Genomic DNA, 18,260 nt, shown 5'->3' on the forward strand with positions numbered 1-18,260 from the left:
GTCGACAAACATTCCCATTATGCCGCGCGAAAGGCAATGTCATAACAGGACCGAGGGGTCATGAAGCGTTTTTGCGGGTTTCCCCCTCCCCGCACCTGCCTATGCTTCGCGGCCTCTCCACATGATCCCGAAGTTAATTTTCGCGCCTTTATCCACAGCATTTTGCCCTCTCGATCTTGCCCGACTTTCGGGTGCGCGCTAGGGTCCGACATGGCCAAGCTTTACTTCCATTACTCGACAATGAATGCAGGGAAATCGACGATTTTGCTGCAAGCCTCCCACAACTATATCGAACGCGGGATGCAGACCTATCTGCTCACGGCGCGGTTTGATAATCGGGCAGGTGAAGGGCGCATTGCCTCGCGGATCGGGATCGGCGAACCAGCAGATACATTCGAGACGGGCGAAGACCTTTTTGCCAAGATCAAGACGAGACTCGCGGTTGGCCCCTGTGCATGCGTGTTTATCGACGAAGCGCAATTTCTTGAGCAAGATCAGGTTTGGCAATTGGCCCGCGTGGTGGACGACCTTGGTGTTCCAGTGATGTGTTACGGGCTGCGTGTGGATTTTCAGGGGGCGTTGTTCCCCGGATCAGCGGCACTGCTTGCGCTCGCCGATGAAATGCGTGAGGCGCGCACAATTTGTCATTGCGGAAAGAAGGCCACGATGGTTGTGCGCCAAGATGATGCAGGGAACGTATTGCGCGAAGGCGCGCAGGTTCAGATCGGCGGCAATGAAACCTATGTCTCGCTGTGCCGCCGGCATTGGCGCGAGGCGATGGGCGAAAACGTCACCAGCCTCCCCCGCGCCAAAAGCGCTTAGACTTTGTTGGGCGGCGCCTTGCCGTCAAGCGCGGCAATCAGGTTATCCAGCGCCATCATTCCCATGTTTTCGCGCACTTCAAGCGCCGCCGTACCAAGATGCGGCAACAGTGTTACGTTATCCAGAGCACGCAGAGCTTCTGGAACGAACGGTTCCTGCTCGTACACGTCAAGTCCCGCCGCGTGGATCACCTTGTTTTGAAGAGCAGAAATCAAAGCAGGCTCATCAACCACGTCCCCACGGGAGATATTGATAAATATGCCCGTCGATTTCATATCGCGGAAGGCATTGCCATCAATGAGGTGATGCGTTTCCTTGCTTCCAGGAACAGCAACAACCACAAAATCGGCAGCGCCAAGTGCTGCTTCAAGCGTTGGCATCTGTTCGGCAGGAACACCCGGTTCTTGCACGATTGAGCGGTTGTAGAACACAACGTTCATATCAAAGCCGTAGTGGCAGCGTTTGGCGATGGCCTTGCCGATCCGGCCCATGCCGATGATCGCGACCGTCTTGCCGGTAACATGTGTGCCGAGCATCTGAACGGGCCCCCAACCCTTCCAACCGCCAGCGCGGGTGATGCGCTCCCCTTCAGAAGCTCGCCGCGCGGTCATCAAGAGCAGCGTCATGGCGATGTCGGCTGTGGCGTCCGTCACGGCCCCGGGTGTGTTACTGACAAAAACCCCCGCTTTTGCCGCAGCGGTGGCATCGATATGGTTATACCCCACACCAAAGTTCGCCAAAATCTTGCAGCGCGGTTTGCCTGCTTGCTCAAAGCACGTTGCGTCGAAGGCATCGCCAAGCGTGGGTAGAATACCGTCGTATGTTTGAAGCGCATCGGCGGCTTCGTTCACATTCAGCGGAGTAACGTCATCGCGCACGGTCACATCAAATTTGGCGCGTGCAGCATCAAGGACTTTATCAGGTAGGATACGGGTGATCAGGATTTTCTTCATTTTATTCCTATAGGTTATAGGGCGGTATTATTATGGGTCGCGCGCAGGCTACCGCAACGCGAGATATATCAAAAGAGCCTTGCGCCGTTTGGCACCGATTGATCTGGCCCGATCAAAACGACCTCGCCTGCCTCATCCGGCACACCAAGAACGAGGATTTCGGACATGAATTTGCCGATTTGGCGCGGCGGAAAGTTGACAACCGCCATCACCTCTTTGCCGATCAACGCATCCGGGTTGTAATGCACCGTGATCTGAGCGCTGGATTTCTTGATGCCAATCTCATCGCCAAAATCCACCCAAATCTTGATTGCGGGCTTTCGCGCTTCTGGGAACGGTTCAGCCTTAACAACGGTGCCTTTACGAATATCGACTTTGAGGAAGTCGTCAAACGAGATGGACTCGCTCATTGCGCCAACTCACGACTACGGTCAGCAGCAGCTTTGACGGCGCGGGCAAGGAGATCGGGGAACCCGCATTCCTCGTCCATCAAGACCTCAAGTGCAGCAGCAGTTGTTCCCGCTGGACTGGTCACATTCACACGCAGCTCGCTTGGCGTTTCGCTTGCATCCTCGGCCAGTTGCCCAGCGCCGCCAACGGTTGCTTTGGCCAGCTTCATCGCCAATTCAGGGGGCAGCCCTTCAAGCTCGCCCGCCTTTGCCAGCGTTTCTATGAGGTGGAATACATAAGCAGGCCCAGACCCAGACACCGCCGTAACCGCATCCATCTGGCTTTCGTCATCAAGGCGAACCGTTTGGCCCACAGCCGCAAGGAGGGATTCTGCGGCATCGAGCTGCGCGCTATTCGCGTGTGCATTGGCGACAAGCGCAGTTATTCCGCGCCCAACTGCAGCGGGTGTATTCGGCATCGCGCGAATGATTGGTGTTTGTGCGCCCAACACCGCCTCATAACTTGCGATGGTGCAACCTGCAGCGACCGAAACAAACAGTGTCTCGCCATTCCCTAGAGGTTTCAGAGTTGGAAGCGCGTCTTGCATCATTTGCGGTTTAACCGCGATCAAAACCACCGCCGGATTTTCTGGCACGCCTTCGTTTACATGTGCGCCAAGCGATTGGACCCAGTCCGAAGGATTAGGGTCGAGTATCCAAACGGAATTCGCGGTGAGGCCATTCTCAAGCCATCCTGCAAGCATCGCAGACCCCATCTTTCCACATCCTAACAGGACGATGCCGCGGCTTTTGATTTCTTGCATGAATGCTCTCCCTCTTACGTTCGCGAGAGAGACTAGGCCCGTCCGTAAGCCTCTGCAATGGCAACTTGCATCGCTTCTTCGGGCGATTGATTGCCCCAGTTCACCAGTTGGAATGCAGGGTAGTATCGTTCGGACGACATGACCGCCGCCGAGATCAGCGTATCAATCTGCTCAACACCAGCTTGCTGCCCGCCCGACAGGACAAGGCCATAGCGATAGACCATCAACCGCTGCTCGTGCCAATAGGTGAAAGCGCCCGCCCAACAGGCATCGTTCACAAGGTTCAGCATCTCGAAGAACTTCGGCAGCTTCTCCTCTGGCGGGTCCATTTCAAAGGTGCAAATCAGGCGAAGCGTTTCATCCTGCGGGGACCATGCCAGAGTTATGGAATATGTGCGCCACTGCCCTTCGACGGCCATTGCAATCTGGTCGTCGGCGACGCGGTCAAACTCCCATGCATGATGTTGCGCGAGGGTTTCGACCATATCAATCGGGTGGATATCGTCGCTGCCAAAAAAGTCTTCCGTGAGTGACATTGCCCAGCCTCGATTGTTGTTCTGCCCGCGTTTGCCGCAAGTATTCGGCGCCTACACAAATTAAAGGGGAGGCACCCTGCCCTTACACTAAATATGGTGTGCGATGGAGGTGGCCCTGTAAAGGAAAATATCTGTGGATATATCAATAAGTTGTGGATAACGCGCGGATGACGGCGCAAAAAACGCTATATATTGCGCATATTCGGCGAGAGTCGCCCAGAAACGCAAAAGGCGCCCGAAAAGGACGCCTCATACAGTCAAAATATCGGTGAAATTCGGTTAAGCTTTGCCCGAATCCTTTTTCGGAGCCGCCTTGCGCGTTGTTTTCTTAGCCGCAGGCTTTTTCACTGGCACAGTTTCCAGCGCATCAAGACGCGCCTTCAGGGCTTCGTTCTCTTCGCGGGCTTTTTGCGCCATGGCGCGTACCGCATCAAACTCCTCGCGCGACACGAAATCGCGGTCTGCCATCCAACGGTCAAAAAAGCCCTTCATCGCAGTTTCCGCCTCGTCCCGCGCGCCTTGTGCCACGCCGACGGCATTGGTCATCAGTTGCGAGATATCGTCAAAAATCTTGTTGCGCGTCTGCATGGGTGCTCCTTAGCGGGCTGCTGCGAATAAATCACTCTGTTGCAAACTATATGGGGGCAACTCCGCAAAATCGCAAGCTTGACTTCCCCGATTTGAGCGAGGCAGATAGGCGCATGCTGGCTGCTTTACCATTCCCCGATATTTCGCCCGAACTCTTTTCGTTTTCAATCGGAGGGTTCACGCTCGCGCTGCGCTGGTATGCGCTGGCTTATATCGTCGGCATCCTGATCGCTTGGCGGTTGGTCGTGGCAGCACTTAAACGGCCTGCGCTTTGGCCGAATGACACCCCGATCATGGAACCAGCCAAGGCCGAAGACCTTCTAACGTGGATCATCATCGGTGTCGTTCTGGGCGGACGGCTTGGGTATGTCCTGTTCTACCAGCCTGCATACTACCTCGCGAATCCACAAGAAATTCTGATGTTTTGGCAAGGCGGCATGTCGTTCCACGGCGGCTTCCTTGGTGTTGTGGTTGTGTCTTGGATATTCGCCATTCGCAACAACACACCCCGCCTCAATCTCGCGGATGTCCTGACAATGTCCGCCCCCATCGGCTTTCTACTTGGACGGCTTGCAAATTTCATCAATGCAGAGCTTTGGGGGCGGCCAACTGACGTTCCTTGGGGCGTGATCTTCCCTGGGTCAGAAGCGAATTATTGCCCAGGGACAATCGGCGAAATTGCTGGTGGGTTCTGCGCCCGCCATCCAAGCCAACTATATGAAGCCGCGCTTGAAGGTTTGGTATTGGGGGCGCTTCTTCTCTGGCTGGTCTTCCGCCGAAAAAGCCTGAAGATGCCCGGCCTAACGTTTGGTGTTTTCCTCATCGGATATGGCGCGGCGCGGTTCGTTGTTGAATTTGTCCGCCAGCCAGACAGCCAATTTGTAACGGCGACAAACCCCAACGGATATGCGCTTCAACTCGGAGAGTGGGGCCTCACACGCGGGCAAGAACTTTCGGTGCCTATGATCCTCGTTGGTGTGGCGCTCATCGTCTATGCAATGCGCAAAGCTCCCTCGAAAGAGCGCGCATGACCGACACGCCCAAAGACTTGACCGATCACTTAAAGGCGCGAATCCTCGCCAATGGGCCGCTCACTATTGCGGACTACATGAGCGAGTGCCTGCTTCATCCGACGCTTGGATATTACACAACACGCGATCCGCTTGGGGCGTCAGGAGACTTCACAACAGCGCCGGAAATTTCGCAGATGTTCGGCGAGTTGATCGGCCTTTGCCTTGCCCAGACGTGGCTTGATCATGGTGCGCCCGCCCCCTTTGCCCTCACCGAACTTGGCCCCGGTCGTGGAACACTCATGGCCGACATTCTGCGCGCCACTGCCTCTGTGCCGGGTTTTCACGCCGCAGCGCGCATTCATCTTATCGAGGCGTCAGATACGCTCCGTACCGCGCAAGCCGAGGCATTGGACGGCCACAAAATTGACTGGCACTACCAGCTTTCTACCCTGCCCGAAATACCGCTTTTACTTGTGGCAAACGAGTTTTTCGATGCCCTCCCCATTCGCCAATTCTTGCGCGATGAAGGTAATGCATGGCGCGAGCGGCGTGTTGGCTTGGTCGATGGCAAGCTCGCATTTGGTGCTGGTGACCCTGCCGAAGTCCCGGCTCTCTCTGGGCGGCTCGCCGAGACCAAGCAAGGGCAACTCATTGAGATTTGCGCCGCTGCCGAGGCCATCGCCAGCGAAATTGGCGCCCATATCTCTGATCACGGCGGCGCTGCACTCATTATCGATTATGGCGATTGGGCAAGCTACGGCGATACGTTCCAAGCCGTGAAATCCCACAAGAAAACATCGCCCCTTACAACACCCGGCCAAGCCGATCTTACCGCGCATGTGGATTTCGCCGCTCTTGCAAATGCCGTGCAAGGGGCCGCATCCTGCGCTGCCACGGCAATGATTCCACAGGGCGTGTTTCTTGAACGCCTCGGGATTACGCACCGCGCGCAGCAATTGGCACAGGCTCTTTCCGGCGCAGCGCTTGAAAACCACATCGCTGCACATCGGCGCTTGACCCACCCCGATGAAATGGGGAACCTCTTCAAGATACTCGCCCTCTATGACGGCCGATTCAGCCCGCCGCCCGGATTGCAAACATGACGCTCGAAATCCTCACAAGTGACAGTCTCGCCCCTCTGCGCCACGGGTTCTTCACCCGCAAAGGCGGCGCGTCTTCTGGCGTTTTTGCAGGGTTGAATTGTGGCACCGGATCATCCGATCAGGCTGATATTGTTGCGATCAACCGCGCGCGCGTCGCGGAGGCCATGCAGGTTCCGACAAGCCATCTCTGCGGTGTACATCAAGTGCATTCCGCCGATGTTCACATAGCCGAGGATGCCAGTCCTGCGCCAGCCAAGGCGGACGCGATCGTTACCAAATCACCGGATATTGCGCTCGCGATTCTCACAGCAGATTGCCAACCCGTGCTTTTCGCCGATTACGACGCTGGCGTCGTTGCTGCGGCGCACGCAGGTTGGAAGGGCGCACTCAACGGCGTTTTAGACGCAACACTTGATGCGATGGAGACCCTCGGTGCGGACCGCGACAACACAGTTGCGGTTATCGGACCTTGCATCAGTCAGGCGGCGTATGAGGTTGGGCCGGAATTCTTTGACGAATTCATGTCACATGACGTTGAATACAGCCGCTTTTTCGCCCAAGGCCAAGATGATCGGATGCATTTCAACCTCCCTGGATTTGGCCTCTATTGCCTGCGAAAAGCAGGGATTGGCGAGGCAGAATACACCGGCCATTGCACATATGCGGATGCGGATCGGTTTTATTCCTACCGCCGCGCGACCCATAAAAAAGAGGCCGATTACGGGCGTCTGATTTCCTGCATTCGACTCTGAAACAATATTGCAGTCGAATCCCTGATTGGGTCGATTTCGGAAACAGGCTCCTGACGCCTGACCAGCCTTTGATTCTTGGGAAATTCGAGCATCAAGCCCACCGCGCGCACGCCATATTCCGTGAATATTGAAGCTCATCCGGAAACAATATTCGCGCAAAAACCTCATTACTGGCCGCAGAATTTACAATACAGGAACTCTCCTGCTACTCCTCAAAATTGACACATTGATAGGTGTTTCTAATCCTCGGTGGGGGGCCAACATTTAATGTTCGAGAGGACGTTACTATGAGACCCCATCATGCCGCGTCTGCCAGCGCGGCGAGACTTAGAACACACACACCATCCGCATTAAGACCACGCCCTGATAGGCTGGACCCTCGTTCTTCCGTACCGATGCGCCGCTTCGAGATCGCTTGCCTTGATCCGAACGGGCTTATCGACAACTTCACCAAAGTCGCCCCCTCCCTGCCTCTGTTTGAGGAGGCTTTCTCTGCTGTTGCGCACGGCGGGATTCTTCACACAGATGTCGGCCCGACCTCCGTTGAAGACCTTCTCCCGGGATACAAAGTTCAAACTGTGGACGACGGTTTTCAGGAAGTTTTGTGGATTGGCAGCACAATGATTGTACCGCAGCGCCTCGTTATGTCGGGCAATCAGGCCGAAGAGATGGGCAAACTGACTCGGATCTCGCCCGATAGCTTTGGTCTTGGTCGTCCGATGCCAGATTTGATGGTCGGCCCTGCTGCGCGCATGCCAATGCATAACCGCGCAAAGGGTAAGGTGCTCGCTCCGATCCGTGCGATGGAGAACAGCGAGACCGTAATTGGCATCACCCCTGTTTCACCCGTCAAAACTTATCACATTGGCTTTGCCGAGCATCACATCATCCGCATCAACGGACTTGAGCTTGAGAGCTATCATCCGGGCGATGACGCCGCGATGAGCCTGACCCACGAAATGGAAGAACTCTTTCTCGAGATGTTCCCGCATGTGGAAAAGATGAGTGATTTCGGCCCGCAATGCCTACCGCGACTGTCTTTCGAGGAAATGCAGGCGGGTGTCTCGGCCTATTCCGCAGCTTGAGGTATAGGGTTTGTGCAAAGTGGGGCGTTATGCCTCGCGCGCCAAACGCTCTTCGAGGACTTCAAAGGGAACACCCGGCTCATCTTTGGCACCGCGAATAACCAAGGATGTTTTAACGCTGGCTACGTTATGCGCCTTGAGCAGTTCGCCCGTCAGAAAGCTCTGGAATGTAGAGAGATCCGGCGCCGCGCATTTAAGGATAAAATCCACCTCACCGTTCAGCATATGGCACTCGCGCACCAGCGGCCACTCCTGACAAAGCGCTTCGAATGCAGCAAGGTCAGACTCGGCCTGTGACTGTAACCCGACCATAGCAAAGACCAGCACCTCAAAGCCCAAAGCACGAGAATGAACGTCGGCGTGATAGCCGCGAATATAGCCTTCATCCTCAAGTGTACGCACGCGGCGCAAACACGGCGGCGCCGAAATACCAACGCGTTTTGCAAGCTCCACGTTGGTCATACGACCATCGGCCTGAAGCTCGGCAAGAATTTTGCGATCAATCGGGTCGAGCTTGGCAACGGGCATGGCAACTCCTGAAGTTATGGGCAATACGGCGCGAGGCCAGTGAATTTGCACAATCGTACGCGACCCGCCAGCAACGCGCAATAAAATTTCACACCTCAGCAACAATCGAACCGAAACCAACACAAAAACAACGCTCCTGACATTCGCAAACTCAAGGGTTTTCGGAAGGGTTTCGCATCTCTATATGTATGCGACGCGTTGAAAAGGCCGCGCCGGAATTCGCGCATGTAACAGATTTTGATTCGAGAGAACGGGGGCCCCGATGGCCGATACACGTCACACAAAAGTTTTGATTATTGGTTCTGGCCCTGCAGGCTATACAGCGGGGGTTTATGCGAGCCGTGCCATGCTTTCGCCGATCCTTGTGCAGGGCATTGAGCCAGGTGGCCAGCTCACCACGACGACAGAGGTCGAGAACTGGCCGGGGCACAAAGAAATTCAAGGTCCCGACCTAATGGTGAACATGGAAGCCCACGCGCGCGCGATGGGAACAGAAATCATCGGCGACATCATTCTAAGCCTCGACACAAGCAAACGCCCCTTCACCGCCGTTGGCGACTCCGGCACAGTCTACACCGCTGATGCCGTTATTCTTGCGACCGGTGCACGGGCAAAATGGCTTGGCCTTGAGAGCGAAGAAAAATTCAAAGGCTTCGGCGTGTCCGCCTGTGCAACCTGTGATGGGTTCTTCTATCGCGGCGAAGAGATCGTTGTGATCGGGGGCGGCAACACCGCCGTTGAAGAGGCCCTCTTCCTCACCAATTTTGCCAGCAAGGTAACACTTGTTCACCGCCGCGATGAACTCCGCGCCGAGAAAATCCTGATCGACCGACTCGAAAAGAACGAGAAGATCGAACCACTTTGGTTCAATGAACTCGTTGAAGTGGTTGGGGACGAAAACCCGCTTGGCGTAACTGGTGTGCGCACCAAGAACACCAAGACAGGCGAGATCACCGAAATTCCGTGTAAGGGTGTGTTCGTTGCCATCGGCCACGCACCTAGCAACGAACTGGTGAAGGACGTGTTGGAAACCCACATGGGCGGCTATGTTGTGACAAAGCCAGACAGCACAGAAACCTCTATCCCAGGCATCTTTGCCGCGGGCGACCTGACGGATCATAAATACCGACAAGCTGTGACCTCGGCGGGAATGGGGTGTATGGCCGCATTGGAGGCCGAACGATTCCTCGCCGAAGCGTAAATTAAACGCCATTTGAACCTGCTTGCGGGGGCCGAGCGCTGCCGCAAGCACATAAAGACCCAATTATTTCTCCAACGGGTTTCAGAACAATTGCAACTTTCGGAAATTCTTCCCATAATCCCTGCAATTCGAACGATTTCCGCCTAAAATTTCTAAAAAGCCCACGGACAACTTGAATATTGTCCTTTTTACGGGCTATGCCGCGTCAAACCTTATGCGCCCCAATTTTCGGGGCTTTCTTAATTTGGACCATAACCGCCATGTCTCAAACGCCTCTTGCGCCTATTCCAGAGCTTTATGTCTCCTATGACAGCGCCCAAAAACTCAAACTCGAAGCAGCCGATCTCGTGTCGTGGGATCTGACACCGCGTCAGATTTGCGATCTGGAGCTTCTGATGAATGGTGGCTTCAACCCGCTCAAAGGGTTCCTCACCGAAGAGGACTACAACTCCGTTGTAGAGACAATGCGTTTGGCCGATGGAAGCCTTTGGCCCATGCCCATCACACTTGACGTGAGCGAAGAGTTTGCTGCTGGCCTTGAGGCCGGACAAGACATCGCCCTGCGTGACCAAGAAGGCGTGATCCTCGCCACAATGACAGTCACTGACAACTGGGTGCCGAACAAAGCGCGCGAAGCCGAAAAAGTATTCGGCGCCGATGATTCCGCCCACCCTGCCGTGAATTACCTGCACAACCAAGCTGGCAAAGTTTACCTCGGTGGCCCGGTCACAGGCATCCAACAGCCTGTTCACTATGATTTCCGCGCACGCCGCGACACGCCAAACGAGCTCCGCGCCTATTTCCGCAAAATGGGCTGGCGCAAAATCGTAGCCTTCCAAACCCGCAACCCGCTGCACCGTGCGCACCAAGAGCTTACGTTCCGCGCCGCGAAGGAAGCACAGGCCAACCTGCTGATTCACCCTGTTGTGGGCCTAACCAAACCTGGCGACATTGATCACTTCACCCGCGTGCGTTGCTACGAAGCAGTACTCGACCAGTACCCAGCCTCGACGACAAGCATGAGCTTGCTAAACCTCGCCATGCGTATGGCTGGCCCGCGCGAAGCTGTTTGGCACGGTCTGATCCGCAAAAACCACGGCGTAACCCACTTCATCGTTGGCCGCGACCACGCTGGCCCCGGTAAAAACTCCGCCGGTGAAGATTTCTACGGCCCATATGATGCACAAGACCTCTTCCGCGAGCATCAGGAAGAAATGGGCATCGAAATGGTCGATTTCAAACACATGGTTTATGTGCAGGAACGCGCGCAATACGAGCCCGCGGACGAAATCGAAGAAGGCGTAACCGTACTCAATATCTCGGGCACAGAACTACGTCGTCGTTTGGCCGAAGGTCTGGAAATTCCAGAGTGGTTCAGCTTCCCATCCGTTGTGAAAGAACTCCGCCGCACCCGTCCACCACGTGCCAAACAAGGCTTTACCGTATTCTTCACCGGTTTCTCTGGTTCCGGTAAATCGACCATCGCTAACGCGCTCATGGTCAAGCTGATGGAAATGGGCGGCCGCCCCGTAACGCTGCTTGACGGCGATATCGTGCGGAAAAACCTTTCCAGCGAGCTTGGCTTCAGCAAAGAACACCGCGATCTGAACATTCGTCGCATCGGTTATGTTGCAAGCGAGATTACGAAAAACGGTGGTATCGCAATCTGTGCGCCGATCGCGCCTTACGCCACAACCCGCCGCGCTGTTCGCGAGGAAATCGAGCAATTCGGTGCCTTCGTTGAAGTGCACGTGGCAACCAGCATCGAAGAGTGCGAACGCCGCGACCGTAAAGGTCTCTACAAGCTTGCGCGCGAAGGCAAGATCAAAGAGTTCACTGGTATTTCAGACCCTTATGACGTTCCTGAAAACCCAGAACTTTCAGTAGAAACAGAGAATGTGGATGTCGACAACTGCGCGCATCAGGTCATTCTCAAGCTGGAAAGCCTCGGCTTGATCAAAGCCTAACTAAGCGTAACAAAGCATAAAAAAAGGGCGTAGCTTCGGCTGCGCCCTTCTTGTTTTCCGATTATGATTGCGACGGTTAGTGTACCGTCATTGGCGTATAGTCATGCTCGCGTGCGAGGAAAAACGCCGTACGACGGTCGTTTACCAATGCAAGCTGCTCGCCATCTGCCTTATGAACCGAATAAACCTGATCCACATCGGGAATCTCGTCACGGATATCCTGAGGAAGGTCGGCCACATCAACAGCGCGGACATATACGATCCGGCTGTCAGCGTCGGGCAATTGGAATTTAGTGTGCATTTTCAAGCCCTTTTCCTACTCTTAACCTTTGTTAATTTTGATCGTCTGAACGATCGAATCCGGCACGGACCGAGTCAGATCAATGTGCAGGAGGCCGTTTTCGGTCTTGGCGCCGCCAACTTCAACCCCTTCTGCAAGCACAAAGCTTTTTTGGAACTGACGTGCGGCAATTCCGCGATGCAAGAAGATGCGCCCCTCGCTGTCTTCGCTCTGTCGGCCACGCACAACAAGCTGTTTGTCCTCGACCGTGATCGATAGATCGTCATCCGCAAACCCAGCAACAGCAAGCGTAATGCGGTAGCTGTTATCGCTCGTTTGTTCAATGTTAAAAGGAGGATAGCCATCGTTACCAGACTTGGCGGTCCGTTCCACGAGGCGTTCAAGCTGATCGAAACCCAATAGGAATGGGTGCGATCCAAGTGTAAGTTTCGTCATCGACGCGTCCTTTTCAAAAGCGACTGTCCAAAGCAGGCCCCGACCATCCGGCGACCGTTCTCTTTCAATATGGGGAGGCACTGGCTGAGTCGCAAGGGTTCGGGCGCATCACCTTCGGCAGCATCCCTATTTTCTTTCCGCCGCTCACGTTATGGGCTAGTTTTAACGAAAGTTAACGAGCGACTCGTACGAACACTATGACCGAAAACTCTGCTGAAATGTCTCATGAAGAGGTCCTGCGTGTGAAGCTCTCAGTTCTCACACAGGAGCACCGCGACCTAGACGCTGCGATTCAGGCGCTGGAGGAGAAACGGTCGACCGATCCGCTACAAGTTCGCCGCCTGAAGCGCCAAAAACTGGCTCTCAAAGACCAAATTCGCGCCATCGAGGACGAACTAACCCCTGATATCATTGCCTAGCGGTACGAGATAGCTATAGTGCCGCTTCGATTGCCGCCGCCGTTTACGGCACTTTAACCCTGCGACGGGAATACTATGACAGATGTAAAAGTTGGAATCATCATGGGAAGCCAGAGCGACTGGCCCGTGATGAAGCTTGCAGCCGAAATTCTTGATGAATTGGGCGTGCCTTATGAGAAAAAGATCGTATCGGCCCACCGCACACCGGACCGCCTTTGGTCCTACGGCAAAACCGCTGCGGAGCGCGGCCTCAAAGTCATCATCGCGGGCGCTGGCGGCGCGGCGCATTTGCCCGGCATGATGGCCAGCAAAACACGTGTGCCGGTTGTTGGCGTTCCTGTTCAGACCAAGGCGCTTTCAGGCGTGGATAGCCTGTACTCCATCGTCCAGATGCCCAAAGGTTTCCCTGTTGCAACGATGGCTATTGGCGCCGCAGGTGCGGCAAATGCTGGCTTGATGGCCGCTGGTATCCTCGCCAATGAGGATAGCGCCCTTGCCGAGCGGCTTGACGATTGGCGCGAAGCCCTCGCTGCCTCAATTCCAGACGAGCCACAAGATGACTGATTTCATCCTGCAAACCGGCGCGACCATCGGCATTCTGGGTGGCGGACAACTTGGCCGTATGCTCTCTGTGGCGGCCTCTCGCCTCGGCTTCAAAACTCACATCTTTGAACCGGGAGCAAACCCGCCTGCTGGCGACGTTGCTGCGCAGGTTACGACCGCAGGGTATGACGACCTTGGCGCACTAACCGATTTTGCCTCTGCGGTGGACGTGATCACCTACGAGTTTGAGAACATCCCGACAGAGGCACTCAACCACCTCGAAAAGTTGCGCCCGATCCGCCCGGGACGTGAGGCGCTGCGCGTGTCCCAAGACCGCATCACCGAGAAAGATTTCCTCCGCGATCTGGGGCTGCAAACTGCGCCCTATATGGCCGTGGATACGGCAGAAGATCTGGACCGCGCAATTGCCGATATCGGCACGCCCGCGATTCTGAAAACACGCCGCTTCGGCTATGACGGCAAAGGGCAAGCTCGCCTGAAATCACCCGCAGATGCCGCCAACGCGCTCGCAGATATGGCTGGCGCGCCCGCGATCCTTGAAGGGTTTGTTGACTTCAGCCACGAAGTCTCTGTGATTGGTGCCCGATCTGCATCTGGTCAGGTTTCGTGCTTTGACCCCGGCGAAAACGTGCATCGCGACGGCATCCTGCACACAACCACAGTGCCAGCAAACCTGACCGCGAGCCAGCGGATGGATGCGGTTCTCCTGACTGCAAATATCCTCAATGCGCTTGAGTATGTAGGCGTCATGGGGGTGGAGCTTTTCGTTACCCCGCAAGGGCTTATCGTGAATGAAATCGCCCCGCGTGTGCACAATTCAGGGCATTGGACCCAGAACGGCTGTGTGATTGACCAGTTCGAGCAGCATATTCGCGCTGTTGCAGGCTGGCCGCTTGGTGATGGCACGCGTCATGCCGACGTCGAGATGCTGAACCTGATTGGCGATGATATGGACAAGGTCGCCGAAATTTCCGCAGAAGGGAACGCGGCGCTACACCTTTACGGCAAGGCCGAAGTCAAAGCGGGCCGCAAAATGGGCCACGTTAACCGGATCAAGACGTCAGCAGGATGATCACTCAAGTAGCAGATGTTCGACCGCTTCTGTCCAAGTTGTTTCGCGGTCAAAACTGCCTGTCTTGAGGAACTCGACCACCTGCCAGATGACCAACGCGTCGGTCATCATAAATGTATGGGTGGCCGGAAGTACGATGTGATCGCGTGCGCCAACAAGGCGCGTGCTCTCAACCGAAACCTTACCATCGTCCGGCCCTTCAATGAGCGCGGAATAGATCGGGTTGAGCGAGAGGTCCCCTGCTATGATGCCAAGCTCAAAGGCAGGAAAGCTTAGTTGGGACGGGACCGAGTCCTCATCCGTTCCAAGCTGAAGGCCCGCAGGGCCGTTAATCCACTGAAACGGCTCAAAGTCTCCAAAAATATCAACGAGTTCGGAGCCATGATTGGGCGGCCCCATCATTACAACGCGACCCATATCTTTGGGGCGATTTTGGGTTAGCCATGCGCGAACAAGGATACCGCCCATGGAGTGGGTCACAAAATGCACCTTTTGGTCGCCACAAGCCTCAACGGCGGGCGGAATAGCCTCGTCCACCAGAGTTTGTACATCAGCGGAGGTTGACGGATAACCGTTGTTTACGACCTGATATCCCGCTGATTGCAAAGCATATTCCAACCCAAGCATAGAGCCGGCACCCCGCGCCAGCCCGTGCAAAAGCACAACGCAATCGGCTTGTGCAAGTGACGGGACAAAGCCGAGTAGAAAGGCAAAAACAAATCTCATACCCCAAGCTTAGCCATGCATTGCGGCAATTACGAGGGGCGTTGACGTATGGGTAACATCACGTTCGCGCGGGTTTGGCGGCAATCAGCACACCACCCAGCACAAGCACCGTCGCGGTGGCGAAGCGCAGACCAACATTCTCACCTAAGAAGATTACACCGCCCGCAGTCGCGATCACTGGCACGGTAAGCATCACAATTGCCGCAATAGAAGCCGACATACGCGGTAAGATCGCATACCAAAGCGCATAACCAAGACCAGACGTCACGGCCCCAGAGATGACCGCCAAAACAACGCCAGACCCAGTGGCGTGTAACTCCGGCACAATCAGCAACGCCACGAGGCCAAATGGCAGTGCAAAAATGAAGTTTGACGCCGTATTGGCCAGCGCATCAGAAGCGCCTTTGCCGATCAACGAATAGACGCCCCACCCCACAGCCGCAGCAGCCATTAGCCCAGCGCCTACCGGCGAAATCGTAACTGCGCCACCCGGCCAGACAAGCACCATAAGGCCAGCAAAAGCGACACCAGCGCCAACCCACCGCGCAGGCGGAAGGGCTTCGCGGCTCACGAGCGCCCCAAGGAACATGGTAACTTGCACGCCGCCAAAAAGGATGAGCGCCCCAACGCCCGTATCAAGCGAGACATACGCAAAAGAAAAGCCAAGCGTATAAGCCGCAAGTGACACTACTCCGCCAAGGTGGAACCGGATCACTCCTTTTCGCAGCTGAACCAGAAGCCACAGAACGAGAGCCCCCGCCGCAATCCGAATAGCCGCAAAGCTTGCCGGATCGATGGCTTGGTCAGCCAGTGCCAGACGGTTCAGAACCGAATTGGCCGCAAAAGCAACCATCGTGAGAGCGGTAAGGAGGATGAGTTTCATAATGGGTTCATACGGGACTGGAACTGTAAGGCAAGCGCCTGTCACCGAAAATTGAGCGTGAGCCGGAAAAGCAAAAGGGCCCGCACATGGCGAGCCCTTTCGTTAGTTATAGCCGGGTGGCTTACATCATGCCGCCCATGCCGCCCATGTCTGGCATGCCGCCACCAGCAGGTGCGGATGCAGGAGCAGGCTTCTCGGCAATCATTGCTTCTGTTGTGATCAGAAGGCCAGCGATGGAAGCAGCGTCTTCGAGTGCTGTCCGTGTCACTTTGGCAGGATCGATCACACCGAAGGAGAACATGTCGCCATATTCTTCGGTTTGAGCGTTGAAGCCGAATGTTACGTCGTCGCTTTCGCGGACTTTGCCAGCAACAACTGCGCCGTCAACACCTGCGTTTTCAGCGATCTGACGAAGCGGAGCTTCGAGAGCGCGGCGAACGATGGCGATACCAGCTTCTTGGTCGGAGTTAGCTGCTGTCATGTCGACAAGTGCTTTACCGGCTTGAACCAGAGCAACACCACCACCAACGATTACGCCTTCTTGAACAGCGGCACGTGTCGCGTTCAGAGCGTCATCAACGCGGTCCTTGCGCTCTTTCACTTCTGTTTCTGTCATGCCGCCAACGCGGATAACTGCAACACCGCCTGCGAGTTTCGCAACACGTTCCTGAAGCTTCTCACGGTCGTAGTCCGAAGAAGTCTCTTCGATCTGAGTGCGGATCTGAGCAACACGTGCTTCGATCTCGGCTTTCTCGCCAGCACCGTCAACGATAGTTGTTTCGTCTTTTGTGATCGAAACAGTTTTCGCAGTGCCGAGCATGTCCATAGTGACGGACTCAAGCTTCATGCCAAGCTCTTCGGAGATCACCTGACCACCTGTGAGGATCGCGATATCTTGCAGCATGGCTTTACGGCGATCGCCGAAGCCAGGAGCTTTAACAGCAGCGATTTTCAGACCGCCGCGCAGCTTGTTCACAACGAGAGTTGCAAGAGCTTCGCCTTCAACATCTTCAGCGATGATGAGGAGTGGCTTGCCGGACTGGATCACTGTTTCGAGCAGTGGAACCATTGGCTGAAGCGAAGAGAGTTTCTTCTCGTGAAGCAGGATCAAGCAATCGTCGAGTTCGGCGATCATCTTGTCTGGGTTTGTCACGAAGTAAGGGGAGAGGAAGCCGCGGTCGAACTGCATGCCTTCAACAACGTCTGTTTCTGTTTCCAGACCTTTGTTTTCCTCAACAGTGATAACGCCTTCGTTGCCAACTTTTTGCATAGCGTCGGCGATTTGACGGCCGATTTCTGCTTCGCCGTTGGCAGAGATTGTACCAACCTGAGCAACTTCGTCACTGTCTTTAACCGCGCGTGCGGACGCTTTGATCGCGTCAACAACTTTTGCAACTGCAAGGTCGATACCGCGCTTCAGGTCCATCGGGTTCATGCCAGCGGCAACCGACTTCAGGCCTTCTTTAACGATGGCTTGTGCCAGAACAGTCGCGGTTGTTGTACCGTCGCCTGCTTCGTCATTGGTCCGGGAAGCAACTTCCTTAACCATTTGTGCGCCCATGTTCTCGAACTTGTCTTCAAGCTCGATCTCTTTGGCAACGGATACACCGTCTTTTGTAATGCGTGGCGCGCCGAAGGATTTTTCAATCACAACGTTGCGGCCTTTAGGGCCGAGCGTCACTTTGACGGCATCAGCCAGAACATTCACGCCGTCGAGCATTTTATTGCGGGCGTCGGTATCAAAACGGACTTCTTTAGCCATTTCAAACTCCTAGAATTCTAAAAAATTGGAAAGTGATCGCTTAGCTGATGAGGCCAAGGATGTCGCTTTCTTTCATGATGAGCAGCTCTTCGCCGTCAACGGTCACTTCTGTGCCGGACCACTTGCCAAAGAGAACTTTGTCACCAGCTTTAACAGACATCGGGATCAACTCGCCGCTGTCTTTGCGGGCACCTTCACCAACTGCAATAACTTCTGCTTCGGCAGGTTTTTCTTTTGCGCTTTCGGGGATATAGAGGCCACCAGCGGTTTTCTCGTCGGTTTCAACGCGACGGACCAGAACACGGTCGTGCAACGGGGTAAATGCCATCTCTGAACG

At 55.2% G+C, this 18,260-nt stretch carries 22 protein-coding genes; 10 read left to right on the forward strand and 12 right to left on the reverse strand.

All coding sequences use genetic code 11. From position 1 onward, the window contains the following. Window positions 1–210 precede the first annotated feature (210 nt). Window positions 211–822, forward strand: a complete 612-nt coding sequence (locus tag OU789_RS10025; RefSeq protein ID WP_263952559.1) for a thymidine kinase — start codon at window positions 211–213, stop codon at window positions 820–822. Here the strand turns inward: OU789_RS10025 and OU789_RS10030 are convergent. From OU789_RS10030 to OU789_RS10050, 5 genes are all read right to left on the reverse strand, one after another. Further along, the gene (locus OU789_RS10030; protein WP_263952558.1) at window positions 819–1,775 is read right to left on the reverse strand and encodes a 2-hydroxyacid dehydrogenase; all 957 of its coding nucleotides are present in this window, start codon (window positions 1,773–1,775) and stop codon (window positions 819–821) included. The genes OU789_RS10025 and OU789_RS10030 overlap by 4 nt on opposite strands. A gap of 68 nt (window positions 1,776–1,843) precedes the next feature. Next, complete coding sequence (locus tag OU789_RS10035; protein WP_274655470.1) at window positions 1,844–2,185, reverse strand: tRNA-binding protein; 342 nt, start codon at window positions 2,183–2,185, stop codon at window positions 1,844–1,846. Next, window positions 2,182–2,988, reverse strand: a complete 807-nt coding sequence (gene proC / locus OU789_RS10040; protein ID WP_274655472.1) for a pyrroline-5-carboxylate reductase — start codon at window positions 2,986–2,988, stop codon at window positions 2,182–2,184. The genes OU789_RS10035 and proC overlap by 4 nt, the downstream gene beginning before the upstream one ends. Before the next feature lie 32 nt (window positions 2,989–3,020). Then, window positions 3,021–3,524 carry a YbjN domain-containing protein gene (locus OU789_RS10045; protein ID WP_274655474.1) on the reverse strand — a complete coding sequence of 168 codons (504 nt, stop codon included), beginning with the start codon at window positions 3,522–3,524 and terminating at the stop codon, window positions 3,021–3,023. A 279-nt stretch (window positions 3,525–3,803) separates the two neighbouring features. Then, complete coding sequence (locus OU789_RS10050; protein WP_274655475.1) at window positions 3,804–4,112, reverse strand: accessory factor UbiK family protein; 309 nt, start codon at window positions 4,110–4,112, stop codon at window positions 3,804–3,806. 113 nt (window positions 4,113–4,225) lie between these two features. On the opposite strand from OU789_RS10050, the gene lgt reads away from it, so the two are divergent. From lgt to OU789_RS10070, 4 genes are all read left to right on the forward strand, one after another. Next, window positions 4,226–5,143, forward strand: a complete 918-nt coding sequence (gene lgt, locus OU789_RS10055) for a prolipoprotein diacylglyceryl transferase (protein ID WP_274655477.1) — start codon at window positions 4,226–4,228, stop codon at window positions 5,141–5,143. Continuing rightward, window positions 5,140–6,228 (forward strand): class I SAM-dependent methyltransferase, encoded by a 1,089-nt coding sequence (locus OU789_RS10060; RefSeq protein ID WP_274655479.1) that lies wholly within the window; start codon window positions 5,140–5,142, stop codon window positions 6,226–6,228. The genes lgt and OU789_RS10060 overlap by 4 nt, the downstream gene beginning before the upstream one ends. Then, entirely contained in the window at window positions 6,225–6,980 is a 756-nt protein-coding gene (gene pgeF, locus OU789_RS10065) for a peptidoglycan editing factor PgeF (RefSeq protein WP_274655481.1), read from the forward strand. Before OU789_RS10060 ends, pgeF begins: the two co-directional genes overlap by 4 nt. Before the next feature lie 287 nt (window positions 6,981–7,267). Beyond that, entirely contained in the window at window positions 7,268–8,065 is a 798-nt protein-coding gene (locus OU789_RS10070; protein ID WP_274655483.1) for a Hint domain-containing protein, read from the forward strand. Between the two features lie 27 nt (window positions 8,066–8,092). On the opposite strand, the gene OU789_RS10075 is transcribed toward OU789_RS10070, so the two are convergent. Next, window positions 8,093–8,593, reverse strand: coding sequence for an Lrp/AsnC family transcriptional regulator (locus tag OU789_RS10075; protein ID WP_263952549.1), 501 nt, complete (start codon window positions 8,591–8,593; stop codon window positions 8,093–8,095). A gap of 262 nt (window positions 8,594–8,855) precedes the next feature. On the opposite strand from OU789_RS10075, the gene trxB reads away from it, so the two are divergent. Both trxB and OU789_RS10085 read left to right on the forward strand, forming a co-directional pair. Further along, a complete protein-coding gene (gene trxB / locus OU789_RS10080) occupies window positions 8,856–9,794 on the forward strand; it encodes a thioredoxin-disulfide reductase (RefSeq protein WP_274655485.1) in 939 nt (312 codons plus the stop codon). 260 nt (window positions 9,795–10,054) lie between these two features. Beyond that, on the forward strand, window positions 10,055–11,761 hold the full coding sequence (locus OU789_RS10085; RefSeq protein ID WP_274655487.1) for a bifunctional sulfate adenylyltransferase/adenylylsulfate kinase: 1,707 nt from the start codon (window positions 10,055–10,057) through the stop codon (window positions 11,759–11,761). Between the two features lie 76 nt (window positions 11,762–11,837). Here the strand turns inward: OU789_RS10085 and OU789_RS10090 are convergent, their stop codons facing one another. Beyond that, on the reverse strand, window positions 11,838–12,062 hold the full coding sequence (locus tag OU789_RS10090) for a DUF1150 domain-containing protein (RefSeq protein ID WP_263952546.1): 225 nt from the start codon (window positions 12,060–12,062) through the stop codon (window positions 11,838–11,840). Between the two features lie 21 nt (window positions 12,063–12,083). Next, complete coding sequence (locus tag OU789_RS10095; protein ID WP_263952545.1) at window positions 12,084–12,497, reverse strand: Hsp20 family protein; 414 nt, start codon at window positions 12,495–12,497, stop codon at window positions 12,084–12,086. Between the two features lie 197 nt (window positions 12,498–12,694). On the opposite strand from OU789_RS10095, the gene OU789_RS10100 reads away from it, so the two are divergent. From OU789_RS10100 to OU789_RS10110, 3 genes are all read left to right on the forward strand, one after another. Then, window positions 12,695–12,916, forward strand: a complete 222-nt coding sequence (locus OU789_RS10100) for a YdcH family protein (protein WP_263952544.1) — start codon at window positions 12,695–12,697, stop codon at window positions 12,914–12,916. A gap of 75 nt (window positions 12,917–12,991) precedes the next feature. After that, on the forward strand, window positions 12,992–13,480 hold the full coding sequence (gene purE / locus OU789_RS10105; RefSeq protein ID WP_274655490.1) for a 5-(carboxyamino)imidazole ribonucleotide mutase: 489 nt from the start codon (window positions 12,992–12,994) through the stop codon (window positions 13,478–13,480). After that, window positions 13,473–14,552: a 5-(carboxyamino)imidazole ribonucleotide synthase gene (locus tag OU789_RS10110; protein ID WP_274655492.1), complete on the forward strand. Its 1,080-nt coding sequence runs from the start codon at window positions 13,473–13,475 to the stop codon at window positions 14,550–14,552. Before purE ends, OU789_RS10110 begins: the two co-directional genes overlap by 8 nt. Here the strand turns inward: OU789_RS10110 and OU789_RS10115 are convergent, their stop codons facing one another. From OU789_RS10115 to OU789_RS10130, 4 genes are all read right to left on the reverse strand, one after another. Then, on the reverse strand, window positions 14,553–15,278 hold the full coding sequence (locus OU789_RS10115) for an esterase/lipase family protein (protein WP_274655493.1): 726 nt from the start codon (window positions 15,276–15,278) through the stop codon (window positions 14,553–14,555). A gap of 58 nt (window positions 15,279–15,336) precedes the next feature. Then, entirely contained in the window at window positions 15,337–16,161 is an 825-nt protein-coding gene (locus OU789_RS10120) for a DMT family transporter (RefSeq protein WP_274655494.1), read from the reverse strand. A 121-nt stretch (window positions 16,162–16,282) separates the two neighbouring features. Then, entirely contained in the window at window positions 16,283–17,923 is a 1,641-nt protein-coding gene (groL, locus tag OU789_RS10125) for a chaperonin GroEL (RefSeq protein WP_263952539.1), read from the reverse strand. Between the two features lie 40 nt (window positions 17,924–17,963). Beyond that, window positions 17,964–18,251: a co-chaperone GroES gene (locus tag OU789_RS10130; protein ID WP_263952538.1), complete on the reverse strand. Its 288-nt coding sequence runs from the start codon at window positions 18,249–18,251 to the stop codon at window positions 17,964–17,966. Window positions 18,252–18,260 lie beyond the last annotated feature (9 nt).

The sequence above is a fragment of the Halocynthiibacter sp. C4 genome (assembly GCF_028823805.1).
In the GTDB taxonomy this organism is placed as follows: Bacteria; Pseudomonadota; Alphaproteobacteria; order Rhodobacterales; family Rhodobacteraceae; genus Falsihalocynthiibacter; species Falsihalocynthiibacter halioticoli.